The 14,951-nt window shown below is 32.8% G+C and carries 13 protein-coding genes; 7 read left to right on the top strand and 6 right to left on the bottom strand.

The window, feature by feature from the left end:
• Positions 1-242: 242 nt before the first annotated feature.
• Positions 243-1,454: an EAL domain-containing protein gene (locus ACFELY_RS04430; protein WP_375333738.1), complete on the bottom strand. Its 1,212-nt coding sequence runs from the start codon at positions 1,452-1,454 to the stop codon at positions 243-245.
• Between the two features lie 76 nt (positions 1,455-1,530).
• Here ACFELY_RS04430 and ACFELY_RS04435 point away from each other — a divergent pair, with 76 nt between their 5' ends.
• The 7 genes from ACFELY_RS04435 to ACFELY_RS04465 all read left to right on the top strand — a co-directional run bounded on the left by ACFELY_RS04435 (position 1,531) and on the right by ACFELY_RS04465 (position 10,160).
• Positions 1,531-1,812 (top strand): BolA family protein, encoded by a 282-nt coding sequence (locus tag ACFELY_RS04435; RefSeq protein WP_341759402.1) that lies wholly within the window; start codon positions 1,531-1,533, stop codon positions 1,810-1,812.
• Positions 1,813-1,868: 56 nt separating this feature from the next.
• Positions 1,869-2,357: a hypothetical protein gene (locus ACFELY_RS04440; protein WP_375329968.1), complete on the top strand. Its 489-nt coding sequence runs from the start codon at positions 1,869-1,871 to the stop codon at positions 2,355-2,357.
• A gap of 362 nt (positions 2,358-2,719) precedes the next feature.
• Complete coding sequence (locus tag ACFELY_RS04445) at positions 2,720-4,408, top strand: hypothetical protein (RefSeq protein WP_375333739.1); 1,689 nt, start codon at positions 2,720-2,722, stop codon at positions 4,406-4,408.
• A gap of 539 nt (positions 4,409-4,947) precedes the next feature.
• On the top strand, positions 4,948-6,045 hold the full coding sequence (mnmA, locus tag ACFELY_RS04450) for a tRNA 2-thiouridine(34) synthase MnmA (RefSeq protein WP_094649639.1): 1,098 nt from the start codon (positions 4,948-4,950) through the stop codon (positions 6,043-6,045).
• Positions 6,046-6,085: 40 nt separating this feature from the next.
• Positions 6,086-7,480, top strand: a complete 1,395-nt coding sequence (locus ACFELY_RS04455; protein WP_375333740.1) for an amino acid permease — start codon at positions 6,086-6,088, stop codon at positions 7,478-7,480.
• 5 nt (positions 7,481-7,485) lie between these two features.
• Positions 7,486-8,733, top strand: a complete 1,248-nt coding sequence (hisS, locus tag ACFELY_RS04460) for a histidine--tRNA ligase (protein WP_375333741.1) — start codon at positions 7,486-7,488, stop codon at positions 8,731-8,733.
• Between the two features lie 185 nt (positions 8,734-8,918).
• Entirely contained in the window at positions 8,919-10,160 is a 1,242-nt protein-coding gene (locus tag ACFELY_RS04465) for an AmpG family muropeptide MFS transporter (protein ID WP_375333742.1), read from the top strand.
• Between the two features lie 251 nt (positions 10,161-10,411).
• On the opposite strand, the gene ACFELY_RS04470 is transcribed toward ACFELY_RS04465, so the two are convergent.
• From ACFELY_RS04470 to ACFELY_RS04490, 5 genes are all read right to left on the bottom strand, one after another.
• Positions 10,412-10,948, bottom strand: a complete 537-nt coding sequence (locus tag ACFELY_RS04470; protein ID WP_341759394.1) for an invasion associated locus B family protein — start codon at positions 10,946-10,948, stop codon at positions 10,412-10,414.
• A gap of 121 nt (positions 10,949-11,069) precedes the next feature.
• Positions 11,070-12,134 carry a tetratricopeptide repeat protein gene (locus ACFELY_RS04475; RefSeq protein ID WP_375333743.1) on the bottom strand — a complete coding sequence of 355 codons (1,065 nt, stop codon included), beginning with the start codon at positions 12,132-12,134 and terminating at the stop codon, positions 11,070-11,072.
• A 9-nt stretch (positions 12,135-12,143) separates the two neighbouring features.
• Complete coding sequence (locus tag ACFELY_RS04480; RefSeq protein WP_375329960.1) at positions 12,144-12,806, bottom strand: hypothetical protein; 663 nt, start codon at positions 12,804-12,806, stop codon at positions 12,144-12,146.
• On the bottom strand, positions 12,787-13,488 hold the full coding sequence (locus tag ACFELY_RS04485; protein ID WP_375333744.1) for a uroporphyrinogen-III synthase: 702 nt from the start codon (positions 13,486-13,488) through the stop codon (positions 12,787-12,789). The genes ACFELY_RS04480 and ACFELY_RS04485 overlap by 20 nt, the downstream gene beginning before the upstream one ends.
• Entirely contained in the window at positions 13,485-14,747 is a 1,263-nt protein-coding gene (locus ACFELY_RS04490) for a M16 family metallopeptidase (RefSeq protein WP_375329958.1), read from the bottom strand. The genes ACFELY_RS04485 and ACFELY_RS04490 overlap by 4 nt, the downstream gene beginning before the upstream one ends.
• Positions 14,748-14,951: the final 204 nt, after the last annotated feature.

A 14,951-nucleotide genomic window follows, 5' to 3' on the forward strand; every position in this document is an offset into this window, starting at 1 on the left:
TATATAAAAATGTCATTGCGAACTGACTCCTCGCAATGACGGTGAATGCTCACTCATATATTAGACTTCCTGCATAAGTCAAAAATAGTTAGGGGATTTTTAGGAGAAACGAAGCCGAACACCGCAGCGTATATAGACGATTGTTACGGAGTGGAGGCGGGTTTCGACGACAAAATCACCAGCTAGATTGACTTATGCAGGAAGTCTATTATCACCTAATTCAATTGCTTTACTATATTTGATTATTTTATTCTATTAACCGAGGCAGGTGAGAAAAAATCGCCTTGCATAGCATCAATTTTTAGATTGATTAAGAATTTGGCTATCTTACCATTCTCAACAAATTCTGCTACAGTTTGAATACCCAAATCCTCAGAGAGGTTAATTAATCTTTTAATGAAGTCTTGACTTTGCAGATCGCTAGTGATGTTACGTACGTAACTACCATCAATTTTAATAATATCTATTGGCAGATTTTGTAACTGTTTAAATGAAGTAAACCCAGAGCCAAAATCATCTAAAGCAAATTTACAACCGTATTTTCTTAATCTGTGCATGAAGTACGTTATTTGTTGATAATGCTGATTAAGGCTAGTCTCAGTAATTTCGATAATTAATCTTCCTGAAACATCATATGTTTGTAATAATTTTTCTGCTATTACTAGCAAAGGAGAATCTAATGTGCCAATATTTGAAATATTAACTGATAGCATCAAGTCTGGGTTAGCATCTAATTCTTTGATTGCCATTTCTAGCACTACTTGATCTACTATAAAAATTAAACCTTTCTTTTCAGCCTCTGGGATTATTGCTCCTACAGAACACAGATAGTTATTTGTATCAGGAACCCTTAATAAACATTCATAGTAATGAGCTTTCATTGTTTTACGGTCAATAACTGGCTGATAAGCAAAAACCATTGTTTTGTTTGAGAGTGCTTTTCTTAAGAGATTGAGTTGTTTATTGGATTCTTTAATGCATTCTATATTATAATATTTAGAGTCATACTCACGATAATAATTTTGGTCACCTTGATAAGAAGTTAGCCAGTTTAATAAATTATAAATCTCTTCGGCTTTGTTGCTAAATTTGGGAAACTCTATGCTAGCAATACTACAATTCATATAAGCTGTAGGTAGTAGTTCGTCAACATAAAGTTGGGATAATAAATGTATTTTTAGTGCAATTTCCTTGACTATATTTGAGTCTAATGTAGATAAAACTAATAATATTTGATCATGTTCAACCTGTTTATAAACCGATGTGATGGAATCGGTGATTAATTCAGTACAAACTTCAAAAATAATTTTATTAAGTTTGTAAATTATGTGAATATCGCCCATTATAGCATTCAATTCGTCATAATTTAGTAACTTAAAAGAAATACAATATCCACGCTCTACTTTGTCAAGCTCAAATTGTAAATTTCTAAATTTTGTATCTAATTTTATCATAACTAAACTAATATAATTTACTAAATACTAAAATCCTAGTAGAATGATACAAGTAAAAGTTTTATATTATAGAATTATGAGCAAAATAAATAGAATCAAAAGCAAATTAGATGTGTTAAAACCACATTATTGTGAAATAATTGATGAAAGTGCCAAGCATGCCAGCCATACTGGTGGAACTACTGAGAGTCATGTTAGGATTAAAATTTTTGCAGCAGCTTTTATAGGAAAAAGCTTGCTAGAACAACATAAAATGATTAACAATCTTTTAGCAGATGAGTTAGCTAGTGGGTTACACGCCTTATCAATTGATACGAGAAAACCTAAATCGCTTATTGATTCACAGCAAACTAGTTGACGGTAGAAATAGAGTTGGAAGAATATTAGGAATAATTATAACCTAAAGGAGGAATTATGGGACTTGTAGATAAGTTACGAAAAGAAGTTAAGTCTATAAAAGAAGATCTTGCTAAAGAGGCTAAAAATTTGCGTAGAGAAATCCGTGATGACATAAAGCCTCCAAGTACTTTTGAAGAAGTTAAAAGAGTTGGTGCGGATATGCTTAATGATTTAGAAAAAGAAGGAAAAAATTTAAAAGGCGATATAAAGGATATATTTGTTCCTGTAATTAAGGCAGTAAAAGAAGGGTTAAAAGAAGCGAAAGACGCTGCTGGAGCAGGAGAGATTTTTGAAAAATTGCATGATAAGGTTCCATTCAATAAAAATGTATCGTTTACAAAAGATTTGAAAAATTTCTTAAAAAGTATGGGAACGGTGTTCACTTCTATTCTTAAAGATGATAAAACGCAAGAGAAAGCGTGGGATAATCTCAAAAAAGCTACAAGCAAGCTTAAGGGAACGATACAAAAAACATTATCGGTAAAAACTGGTATAGTTAGATAGCTATACCCCGTTATTGTGCATGGGCGTTAGTTTAAGAAGGTAATAATTGGAAAGCAGTCATTGCGAGAAGGGGTTAGCCGACGAAGCAATTCACTCTTTTATGGATTGCTACGCCACCTACGGTGGCTCGCAATGACGCTTATGTGCGGGTATACTGTTTTACTTAACTCCTTAAACTGACGCCTATGCGTCATTGCGAGGAGCAGCTTCGCTGTGACGAAGCAATCCAAATATAATCACTTTCCTGGATTGCTTCGTTGCCACTAAAGTAGTACAATTGTCGAAAGTGGTTCCTCGCTAATAGACGGAAAAGCTATAGAATCAGTCTTTAACTTTATGTTATATTTAGAGTGTGGTGCATTATGATATATGATGAAAAAGAATCTACGTTGTTTGAAAACCTTAAAAGTTCTGAGGCGAATAGTACTGCAATTGAGGAGTCTATAAATGAAGATTTTAGTGGTCAAGAGAAGCCAGATGAATCAAAAGTGTTGCCTCTAGATGAAGTACTAAGTAATTCTTTAGATAATCAAATAATTCAACCAAAAGAAAGAAAAGCAAGGGTTGTAAAAAGCCTTGATGATATGGAGCTTGAACGTGCAAATAAGTTAGAAGCTACTTCTCCTGCAAAAGCAGTAAGAAGTAAGGATGATTTGTCGATAATTGAGCAAGAAAAAAGTGAGAAATTAAAATCGGTTAAAACAAATGAGATTAGAATTTCAAATGAATTTCTAAAATATTTAGAACAAGAAAATAAAGAAATAAAGACAGAATCAAAAATAAAAAGAGCGTTTTCTTACATAATTAATAAAGCTGAATCTGCTTGGAATTGGACAAAAAATACCAAGGTTTTCAAAGCTGTAGATTGGCTGTTAAATACAAGATTAGGCAAAATTGTACTTGGTAGTGCTGTAAGTCGTGTTATTACGACTATATTTGCAGTAGTAGTATTATCTGGGATATCACCCCCTATAGCCTTAGCTATGGCTGCAGTAACATTATTTGGGGTAGCTGGCGGAATGGTAGCTGAAACTATTAAAATAAGAAAGCTTCGTAAACTTGCCCAAGAAAATGATCTATTAATGCAGAATCGAGGAGATATAAGCAAACAACAATATTTATTAACACTGGATTCCAAATTAGCTCAATTGTTGGAAAATAAATTATATGTCCCCACATCTGTCCCAGGTGAAGAAAATAGACATTATCATCACGTATCTTCCAAAGCAGAAATGGCATTTAGTACAAGTAAATTTTTTATGGATAATATTAAGAACGCAGCTATTTTAGCATCTAATATAGTTGCAGCTAGCACTGGTAATCCTGTTAAGATTGCTGCAGCGGTTAAATCTGGTACGGCTTCAGCGATCACTTTGATTACCTCAGGGTTAACTGAAAAACAATCAGCTGATCTTGTCACAGCATTTAAAATTAATATTAATGGTGAACTCCGTAAGAGTGATGTTGCCAATTATCAGAATTTACAAGAGCTGCGTGAAATCGCCCAAAAACAAAATATTCAAACTGCTGCTTTGACTGAGTTGATCCGAGATAAAGATTATTTCAAGTTAACTGATGAACAAAAACAAAATAAATTTGATATATATCAAGAAGCTTTAACTGAAATAAGCCACGACAAAGATTATAGAAAATTAACTGATGAGCAAAAACGAGTTATGCTGCATGCAGTAGTAAATAAGCTGGAAGATAAATCTAATGAAAAGCCTAGTGAACAAGAAGCTGAAACTAAAGAAAAGAAAAAAAATAGTAATATACTGGTATCAGCGGCAAAAGGTATGGTAAGCTTTTTAAAAGATTTGGGTAGAGCACATGATCCTTTTTATGAACAACCTGAGGTCAAAGGTGATAGTTCATTAACTAAAGCTATGGGGGCTGCCAAGAAATCTGCTGAGGAAATCGTAACACCTGCGGTTATAGAACAATTACGAAGAAGTAAATCTGTGCCAGATTTATCGCAAAAAGAGAGTAACCTTACCCACCAGAAGAAATTGCAAAGAAGTAATTCTTTAGAACGGCATATTGAACGATAAGTTGTGAGTGAGCGTTCACAGAAAAAAAGTTAAAGTACAAGACATCTATTAGTGAGAAGGCGTAAGCCAAGAAGGAATCCAAGAACAATGGATTGTCACGCTCACGTAAGTTCGCTCGCAATGACGTCTTGTACTTTAACTTTTCTCCGTGAACACTCACGTGACTCAAGCTTGATTTCTATTCATGCAACAATGCCATTAAGAATGATGGATGATTATAAAACTCAGGACAATTTAAAAGCCTATTGTAATTTAACTATAAATTTATTATAATGTAACCTCAATTCTGGATAAGAATAAGCCTTTTAAAGAATGGGTAATAGTAATGTACTGAGTTAGGAAGTAAAAAAATAAGCAATATCACAGAAATAATGAAAATAGCTATTAGTGGAGCAAAAAAATCTGCTATATATAACTGAATTTGGCATAATTTGTTATATCGAATTTAGGTTAATGTATTGTTTCTTTTATCTAGGAGACTGCCTGCAATAACTAAAGTAATTCTATATTTACCATAACATAAATTTACTATAAATGCAATGAATAATAGAATAAGTAATCCATCTACAATAGTAGTTGCAATGTCTGGTGGGGTTGATAGTTCAGTAGTGGCTGCTATGCTTTGTGAACAAGGACATAAAGTCATTGGTATAACACTGCAGTTATACGATCACGGCATAGCCACCAAGAAAAAGAATGCTTGTTGTGCTGGGCAAGACATTTATGACGCAAAAATGGTGGCGGATATGCTAAATATTCCGCATTATGTATTGGATTACGAGTCTAAATTTAAAGAATCAGTAATTTATAACTTTGCCGATAGTTATATTAGAGGCGAAACACCTTCGCCATGTGTACAATGTAACCAGTCAGTTAAATTTAAGGACTTACTAAAAGTAGCAAAAGATTTAGGAGCTGACTGTCTTGCTACTGGTCATTATGTTCGGAAAGTCGAAGGTATAGATGGAGCAGAATTACATACTGGTATTGATATTGCCAAAGACCAAAGTTATTTTTTGTTTGCAACTACTTTAGAACAACTAAATTATCTATCTTTTCCTTTGGGAGAATTAAGCAAAGAGCAAACAAGAAATATTGCTACTAGATTTAACTTAGGCGTTGCAGATAAGCCTGATAGCCAAGATATTTGTTTTGTACCAGATGGTGATTATAGGAAGGTAATTAGTAATATCCGAACCGATGTTAATGAAAAAGGTAAAATAATCCATGTAGACGGCTTTGAACTCGGGACACATAATGGTATTATCAACTATACTATAGGTCAACGTCGTGGACTTGGCATAGCTTTTCATGAGCCACTTTATGTAGTAAGAATTGACCCTAATACAAAAATTGTCTATGTTGGTCCAGATTCGGCATTAGATTCTACCGAATTTACTATTAAGAATGTTAACTGGCTTGGTAAAGAAATGGTTGTTCAAGAGGAAGTTGAGGTGCAAGTTAAGATTCGTTCGACTCGTCCTGCTACCTTTGCCAAGATTAGTAGGATAAGTAATACAGAAATTAGGGTAAAGTTAATGTCTGCAGAGAAAGCTGTAACTCCTGGTCAGGCTTGTGTCATATATGATAATGCTCGAGTTCTTGGTGGAGGATGGATTACTAGAGAAATTGCATAAATACTTTTAGTATTTTCTATTATTAAAATTGGAGAGATTAATGAGTTTTTTAACAAGAAAAAGTTTTGAATCAATAAAAGAGCTAGGGAAGACTAGTGGTCTTAGCAAAACTCTAGGGGCATTTGATCTGATATTATTGGGTCTTGGGGCTATAATAGGCACGGGTGTATTTGTGTTAACAGGTATGGTAGCGGCTAAATATTCTGGTCCTGCAGTTATGCTATCCTACGCTGTTGCTGGCGGAACATGTATTTTTGTTGCCTTTGCTTATACAGAGCTTGCCACCATGTTACCGACTTCTGGTAGTATTTATACTTATTCTTATGTAGCTTTTGGTGAAATATTTGCTTGGTTAATTGGTAGCGTTATTATATTAGAACTCGGTTTTGCTGCTGGTGCGGTTGCAGCTGGCTGGTCAGGATATGCTCAGGGCATATTGTCAGCAGGTGGGATAGATTTACCTAAAGCTTTAACGACCGTGCCTAGTAATGGTGGAATAATAAATTTACCAGCTTTTCTTATTGTAGTGTTTGTCTCTTTTATTTTGTACTTAGGAACGAAAGATAGTAAAAAACTAAATGCTATTTTAGTATTTGTAAAAATGGCAGCTATATTTGCGTTTATTGTGTTTGCCACACCGTATTTTGATGCGACAAATTTGCAAAACTTTTTACCTTTTGGCTTCAATAATATGCTAGTTGGGGCATCTATCCTATTTTTGGCTATGACAGGTTTTGGGACAATAGCTGCTACAGCTGAAGAATGCAAAAACCCTAACCGAGATTTAATGATCGGTATTATTGGATCATTAGTAATTGCAACGATAGTATACGTTATAATAGCTGGGCTAGTCACTGGTATAGCCCCTTTTGATCAACTTAATAATGACCAGCCACTTGCCTATGCTCTTAGCTTGAATAATAGTAATATTGGTTCTGCCATCGTTGCTACTGGAGCAGTATGTGGTATGACTACAGTACTGATGATGAATATTTATGGTACATCTCGTATCTTTTATGTAATTGCCCGAGATGGGTTATTGCCAAAGAGTTTTGCAAAACTGCATGCAAAATACGATAGTCCTTATATTACTATCTTAATATTTTCTGCTCTTGCTGCATTATTAGGAGGATTTTGTCCATCTGAAATTCTTTTTCAGTTATCATCTATGGGGGCTCTAATTGATTACTCAGTAGTTGCCGTAATAGTCATGTTGTTTAGAATAAAAATGCCAAATGTTCCAAGACCATTTAAATGTCCTGCTGCATGTATCATTATACCATTTGTTTTAATAGCTTGCCTATATTTACTATCTATACAAATGTTTGATAGTAACTTTAATTTGATGATTGCAGGGCAATTATTAATATATTGGTTTGCACTAATGTTTGTTCTGTATATTCTTAGATTGTTCTTTATGAAACGACAAGTTTAATTTGTATGAGTAATGCACTACAACCATTACGTGGTACTAAAGACCTACTGCCTGCGGATTATATAATTCATGATTATATAATTAACACAGCAAAACATATTGGTGAACTTTATGGTTATCAAGCCATGAGTACGCCGATAATTGAATATACTAAAGTTTTTGACCGTACACTTGGAGAGACTTCTGATGTAATAAGTAAGGAAATGTACAATTTCCTTGATAAGAGTGATAATAATATTTCTCTTAGACCTGAGTTTACAGCCGGTATTATTAGGGCTTTTATCTCTAATAACCTGCAACAAACATTACCTATTAAGTTCTTTTCAAGCGGTCCAGTATTTCGTTATGACCGACCACAGGCTGGTAGACAAAGGCAATTTCATCAAATGAATTTTGAGTATATTGGTGGAGAAGAAGGATCGAGTAACGATGCTGAAACAATTAGGCTTGCCTTAGATATTCTTCAGGCTTTAGAAATAGATAAAGATACAACTTTAGAAATAAACTCAATTGGTTGTGCTGCAACTCGTACCATCTACCAACAAAAGCTGGTAGAGTATTTCAATGATTATAAGTCAGAATTATCAGAAGATAGCCAAAAGCGACTTGTCAAAAATCCGATGCGGATCTTAGATTCAAAAGATGAAAATGATAGAAAAATAGTTGCGAATAGCCCTTTAATGTCTCAATACTATAATAGTGATACTGCAAGATATTTTGACGATGTGTTAAGATACTTAGATTTACTGAATGTAAAATATATCATTAACCCAAGGCTAGTAAGGGGGCTTGATTATTATTGCCATACAACTTTTGAGTTTACTACTAGCAAACTTGGCAGTCAGTCGACAATTCTTGCTGGTGGAAGATATGATGGGTTGAGCAAAATTATGGGCGGGTCAGAGACAAAAGCCATTGGCTTTGCTGCTGGAATCGAAAGGCTTGCTTTAATGAGAGAATACAACATATCTAAAGCCAGACTAGTATTTATCTTTCCTATTAGTGACAATAATTTAGAATATTGTTTAATCTTAGCCAATCAATTACGCCAAAAAAATATTTCTGTTACCTTAGACGCCAAAGGCAAAATAGCCAAGAGAATGATCCGGGCTAATCTACAGAAAGCTAAATATGCCATTTTTATTGGTGATAATGAACAAATGAGTAATAGTTTCAAATTAAAAGATCTTGATAAAGAGCAAGAATATCTATTGCAATTTGAGCAAATTGTAGAATTATTAGTTAATGTATAAAAATTGTAGGGTATGCCGTAGGTGGCGTGTCAATCCATAAAAGAGTGGATTGCTTCGTCGGCTAACGCCTCCTCGCAATGACGGTTTTTCAATATTGTTTTTTTAAGTTGATGCCTTCTCGCTAATAGACGTTTTGTACTTTAACTTTTTTTCCATGAACGTTTACTTTTTCTTAATAGATACTTATGTTAACTCCTGCAAAATTGTTCATTATTTGGTTGTTTGGTTTAACTAGCGGATTTACCTTAATGATTACAGGCAACACCTTAAACTATTGGCTTGCTAAAGAAAATATTGATTTACAATCTATTGGAATGTTTGCTGTTATCGTAATACCTTATTCTATCAATTTTTTATGGGCTCCTATTTTTGATACTGTAAAGTTAGGTTGGTTAAGTAAGCTACTTGGTCATAGATTATCTTGGATTTGTCTGATCCAAATTTTGTTGGCATTGGCTATTTTTCTTTTAAGTACCATGGATCCTCATCATAGTCTAATATTGTTTGCACTGGTAGGATTAATAATATCATTTTTAAGTTCAGCTAAAGATACTGTCCTAGGAGCATTTAGAACTGAAATTATTGCCAAAGAATCTCAAGGGGCAGCTTCTGGAATTTATATTTTTGGCTATCGTATCGGTATGCTAATATCAGGTTCCGGAGCTATTTATCTATCAAGCTACTTGGGATGGAATAATGTATATAAAATCTTTGCCATTTCTGTACTTGTTTGCTCTGCTATTTTAGTTGTGAGTATCTTACGATTAAAACATGACTTAATTTCCAAAACTTGTCAGGATTATAAGGTAAATAGTTCAAACTTTATACAAAATATCTTGAGACCTGTAGGATCTTTTTATTTAATCTTTTTAATAATAATCTTCCTTATTTTATATAGATTACCAGATGATTTTATTTGTATGATGATTAATCCTTTTCTGATACATATTGGTTATAACGAATTTGAAATAGCTAGTGCAGGGAAATTTTTCGGCATAATATCTGCAATAATTGGTGGGCTAATAGCTAGCTCAGTGATGAGAAAAAAGAATATCTTGGATAGCTTGCTGATATTTGGAGTAATTCATGCCATAGCACATACATTATTTATTCTGCAAGAGATATATGGTAAAAATCTACCCTTATTCTTTATTACGACAGGTTTTGAGAGTATAACTGGTGGAATGACTATGACAGCCTACATTGCTTTTATTGCTTCAATTTGTCAAGGTAAATTTCGTGCTACACAATATTCGTTTTTCACTTCTATGATGGGATTTTCACGATCGATTTTTCCAGCTATTTCAGGATATATTGTTGTACAATTCGGATGGCAAAACTTTTTTACATTTATTATTATCACAACAATCCCTTCCCTCCTTCTGCTACTAAAAATCAGCTCATTACTAAAAGTAAAAATGAAGTGAATGATTTCAAGGATTGTTTACACAAAAACTTGTATAACAAATGTGAGCGTTCACGAATTTTTTTGCTATTTTCTTATGATGAATAAAAAATCTGAACGCCAAGCGTCTATTGGAGAGGAGTACATAAGTCCACAGCCGTCATTGCGAGGAAACCGCAGGTCGACGAAGCAATATGACAAGCTTCACCGGATTGCCATGCTCACATATGTTCGCTCGCAATGACGTCTTGTATTTTAACGCTCACCAAATTACTATTTTAAAGCTTTCAAGCCTTCTTTAAGTCCTTTTGTAGAAAAGGGCAAATTTACCTGTTGACCGACTGAATTCATAAAACCAACAACAGGATTGCCATCGCTTGATAAAATGGTTTCAAGATCACTGTCTGGTATATCAGCAATAGCCTGGCAAGAATCTTTTGTGCAATTAACATACTTACCTGGAGCAACTAATTTTTTGGAACTGATAACAGATGTACCTGGAGTAACAGAAACGTCAGGAGGAACTATTTGTACCATTCTTAAACTTCTTTCCTTACCGCTACCAAAATAGCCTATTTGATATATAGCCACCACCTGTTGTTTGTCATCTTTAGTAGAATTAAGAGCTTGATTTAAAAAACAAACCCGTTTTTTATCAGTACTTGTGGTGCATTTAACTACCCAATCTGAAAATGCTTGCCCTTCTTTAACTGCAGCATCAACTCTATTAGGATTACCCAAAAATAACCCTAAACCCATTACAGCAATACCAGCTGTAACAAACAATGATTTTTTAACACATTTTGTCATAAATTTTACTAATTATTTAATATTATCCGGTAGGCAAAGATAAGCTCAAACCGTTGTTCCATACAGAAATCGTGCTTATTCGAACTTAAAAACTGAAATATATCTAAATTTAATGCATTTGTCAATCATCTGCGATAAAAATGTTGATTTCCTGTTTAAGATTTTGAATCTTTTCTGGTAAATCTAAATAAGCAGCTATCGCCAAAAATAATCCTAAATATTTTTTAGGATCGACTAAATTTGCTAGATCGTCATAAATTTCCGAGGAGTCATTGGTAGAAAATTTCTTATATAATTCTACAATTTCAAAAGATGGGCTTGCTGTGAAGGCAGTTTGTAATAACTCAAGATTCTTATTACTCCATTTAGAGGAGTTTAAAGATAGATAAAGATTTAGTGCTTCAATATGGGAAGCTATAAGTTTAATAGCTGATTCTAAATAATATATCGCCTCTTTTGTTTGGTTAGTCTCTAACATATTTTTAGCAGCTATAACATAATAATCAGCTATTTTGTTTTTAAGAGCCTCTAGTTTCTGTCCGTCAACTCTGCTAAGTTTAGATACCACAAAAACAAATTTTGTCCATAGAGCAAGTTTGGCATAACAATTAAGTAAAATTTCTAAAGTTTCACTATCAGATTCATTTAGGTTAAACGATCTAACAGCATAATTCTCAGCTATGTCATACATATTATTCTGATAATGTATTTGTGCGAGTCTTTTGGTAACAAAAGGAATATAATGTTTAGATTGTTCTAATTCCTGAAAATATTTTATTTTTACTGAAATATCTAGTTCTGATTCTGCTAAAAGTAAAGTATGAAACACCTTATTTTCCTGGCTTAAACGGTAAGATATTTTTTGGCTCGTTACTGCTGATTTTAATTTTTCACCAGAAACGTATTCTGCCATAGCTTTCATTAGTAAGTAATTATCGTTATTGGCTCTTTTAGCAAAGAAAAGAGCTTTTAAATTAGTAGGTAGATTAATAATTAAACATAATATTTTAAAAGAAATAACAGTAGAAAGTGTAAGTAATATATATAAAATAACGAAAGTAAAAAATGTTGTTTCTATATAATAGTCATATAAGTTTAAAGTTAACCTGGAATCAAGTTGATTTAACATAGAAAAACTAAAATATAACAACAAAAATGTAATACAAATTATCAATAATCTTATCATTAGTTTACTCTACGAATTCTTGTTGTAATTTTCTTGTTGTAGTTCTTCTGAATAAAAGAAATTAATAAAATAATCTAGGTTTCCTATTATTTTTAATTTCAGCTTTTCTTTATCTTTGAGGCTACTAGATTTTTCTTCAATTTTGATAAATTGCTTGATCCAGCAATCGGTTTTTGGAAATACCCTTACTAAACCTAAATTATTATCAAGTAAATAATTTTTATTATAATAGTGCATATCTATCAAAATATTTTTTATTTTTGCAGGTAACTCCATAGTTTCAATTTGATAAAGTTGCTCTGTATAATCTTTATCTTGCAGAAAATTCTTTACCAGAAGATTGATGCTAAGTAAATAATTACTGTAAACATTGGAAGGGGCTTTAGATTGTTCTGGTTGGTGGGGGGTACTTACAGAAGAATTATCTTGATTTAAACTATTATCTTCCTGAGGTGCATTCTCCTCTAAATTGGTAGTATCTGAAGATGGGGGGATTTCTTGTATGGTTGTTTCTTGTATTGTTGCGTTATTAGATAACTTAGAATCCGTCTTTTTATTATTTAAAAAAGTCATATAAGTTACCGATATGGCAAATAATATAACCAAAATAATTGTAAAAATAATAGAATTGTTTCTACGGACTTTTATTATATTAGTTTCTGATTTTTGCATTATTTTGGGCATTATAAATTAATAATTCTAACATTTGCTGAGGTTGTCCATTATCACAATAAACCACATTTTTAGTAAAAGAGCTAATAATATTTGCTACTTTTTTACTTATAGTAATAACTAAACTATTGGCTAAGGATTCTAGCAAATTATTTTTTATTAATAATTCAATAAAAGTCTTAGTGCAGTTCTGTGAATATAGTAGAATAAAATTGATGCCCTTTTCAATTTCTGCTATGTGCTGCAGCTTAGTTGCATATTTTACCTGATAGATAATGTGTCTTTTAATAGCTTGAGGTAAATCTTGGGTAATTTCATTTGACGATAAATATACGGTTTGGTGATATATTTCTGGTGGAATGTTTTCTAGCAGCTCTTGTACATTGCTAGCAACATATTGCACTATAAAATTATTTTGTTCTAGAATTAATTTTGATGAATTACCGACTATCCACATATTCTTCTTTTCGATATTTTGGTGTCCAGCTAGAATTTTAGCAGCAAATTTACTAGTGATAATGATATTAGGATAATCATATAAAAGGGTACCATCTAATGGCAAAGTTTGATATTCCAATAAAGGACAGCATATATAGTTAAAGCTACATTGATGATTACGCTGCAACTCTTGAATAATGTCGTAATTATCTTCTAAACTTCTAGTTAATAGCACCGATTTCATAGAGCCAGATCATTAGATAATTTTTGATAATCTATGGCAAGTGGATTAGGGCCAATGATAGATAAAGTAGGTTTGCTGGCAAATATTTTGTTAGCAATATTTATGATATCTCGGTTTGTTATATTCATAATATATTCAATAGTGTCCTCAATAGGTAAATATTTGCCAAAAACAGCAAAATTCTTACCAATTTCTTCTGACTTATAAGATGAATCTTCTTGGGATATATGGATACTAGTTTTTAATTGTATTTTAGCCCGATCAATTTCCGAATCTTTGATATCTACAGAAATATTGTTAATTTCATTGACTAATTGTTCTGCAAGAAATGGCAGTTTATCATGACTAGTGGAAACATATATGCCAAAAATCCCACTATCATAGTGTGAGCTATTATAGCTACCAATTGAGTAGGCAAGTCCAAGCTTTTCTCTGATTTGTTGAAATAATCTTGATGACATACCGTTACCAAGTATTAGTGACAGAGCTTGAGTATGATATAATTGCTGTATGTTAAAATAGGGTACACTTTCGAATCCCAGAACCAAGGTAGTTTGCTCAAGTTCTTTGGTAATAACACTATGCCCCCCAGTGTATCTAGCTTTCTCAAAATGATTATTTGGTTTATCTTTTAATGAACAAAATAATTTTTCTGCAAATTCTACAATTTGTTGATGTTCAACATTTCCTGCCACTGATAAGTAAATATTTCCGGCATTATAATGTTTATCAATATAATTGCTAAAATGTTCCTTATCAAATTTTGCTAAACTGTCATAAGTTCCTAAAATTGACCGACCAAGAGCTTGATTTTCATAAGCACTACTGTAAAATTTTTCGTGAATAAGCTCATCGGGATTATCCTGTACACAAGCAATTTCTTGTAAAATCACCTGATATTCTTTGGCTATTTCTTCTTCTGAAAAAACTGAATTTTGCAAGATATCTGCCAATATTTCTAGAGCCGTATAACAATTTTCACTCAATATTTTTGAGTAATAAACAGTCTGTTCATGACCGGTGTAAGCATTAAACTGCCCTCCTATAGAGTCAAATTCTTCAGCAATTTGCTTAGCAGTTCTAGTTGTTGTTCCTTTAAATGCCATATGTTCAAGAAAATGAGATATCCCTATTTCTGAATATTGTTCATAGCGGCTACCTACATTAACAATGAGATTAATAGCTACGGATTTTATATTAGGCATATGGTAAGTAACAACAGTTAGTCCATTGTTAAGTTTGCTTGAGTTAAAGGTCATTTTATTACTTATTTATTAGTTTAAAGAGTATAGCTTAGTATTACGTTGTCATTGGAAGGAGTACATAAGCCCCAACCGTCATTGCGAGGAGCCACTTTGGTGGCGACGAAGCAATTCATTTCTAATCTAATCACTTCATGGATTATCACGCTCACGTACGTTCGCTCGCAATGATGCCAGGTTATTTTCCCTATGGCTTTTAAG

This window comes from Candidatus Tisiphia endosymbiont of Xenochironomus xenolabis (assembly GCF_964264705.1).
GTDB lineage: Bacteria > Pseudomonadota > Alphaproteobacteria > Rickettsiales > Rickettsiaceae > Tisiphia.

Bases quoted from the DNA above. Each gene is read 5' to 3' on its own strand.
- ACFELY_RS04435 (WP_341759402.1), top strand. From the start codon at position 1,531: ATGAGCAAAATAAATAGAATCAAAAGCAAATTAGATGTGTTAAAACCA.
- ACFELY_RS04490 (WP_375329958.1), bottom strand. From the start codon at position 14,747: ATGACCTTTAACTCAAGCAAACTTAACAATGGACTAACTGTTGTTACT.
- ACFELY_RS04445 (WP_375333739.1), top strand. From the start codon at position 2,720: ATGATATATGATGAAAAAGAATCTACGTTGTTTGAAAACCTTAAAAGT.
- ACFELY_RS04480 (WP_375329960.1), bottom strand. From the start codon at position 12,806: ATGCAAAAATCAGAAACTAATATAATAAAAGTCCGTAGAAACAATTCT.
- ACFELY_RS04455 (WP_375333740.1), top strand. From the start codon at position 6,086: ATGAGTTTTTTAACAAGAAAAAGTTTTGAATCAATAAAAGAGCTAGGG.
- ACFELY_RS04485 (WP_375333744.1), bottom strand. From the start codon at position 13,488: ATGAAATCGGTGCTATTAACTAGAAGTTTAGAAGATAATTACGACATT.
- ACFELY_RS04430 (WP_375333738.1), bottom strand. From the start codon at position 1,454: ATGATAAAATTAGATACAAAATTTAGAAATTTACAATTTGAGCTTGAC.
- ACFELY_RS04470 (WP_341759394.1), bottom strand. From the start codon at position 10,948: ATGACAAAATGTGTTAAAAAATCATTGTTTGTTACAGCTGGTATTGCT.
- ACFELY_RS04440 (WP_375329968.1), top strand. From the start codon at position 1,869: ATGGGACTTGTAGATAAGTTACGAAAAGAAGTTAAGTCTATAAAAGAA.
- mnmA (WP_094649639.1), top strand. From the start codon at position 4,948: ATGAATAATAGAATAAGTAATCCATCTACAATAGTAGTTGCAATGTCT.
- hisS (WP_375333741.1), top strand. From the start codon at position 7,486: ATGAGTAATGCACTACAACCATTACGTGGTACTAAAGACCTACTGCCT.
- ACFELY_RS04475 (WP_375333743.1), bottom strand. From the start codon at position 12,134: ATGATAAGATTATTGATAATTTGTATTACATTTTTGTTGTTATATTTT.
- ACFELY_RS04465 (WP_375333742.1), top strand. From the start codon at position 8,919: ATGTTAACTCCTGCAAAATTGTTCATTATTTGGTTGTTTGGTTTAACT.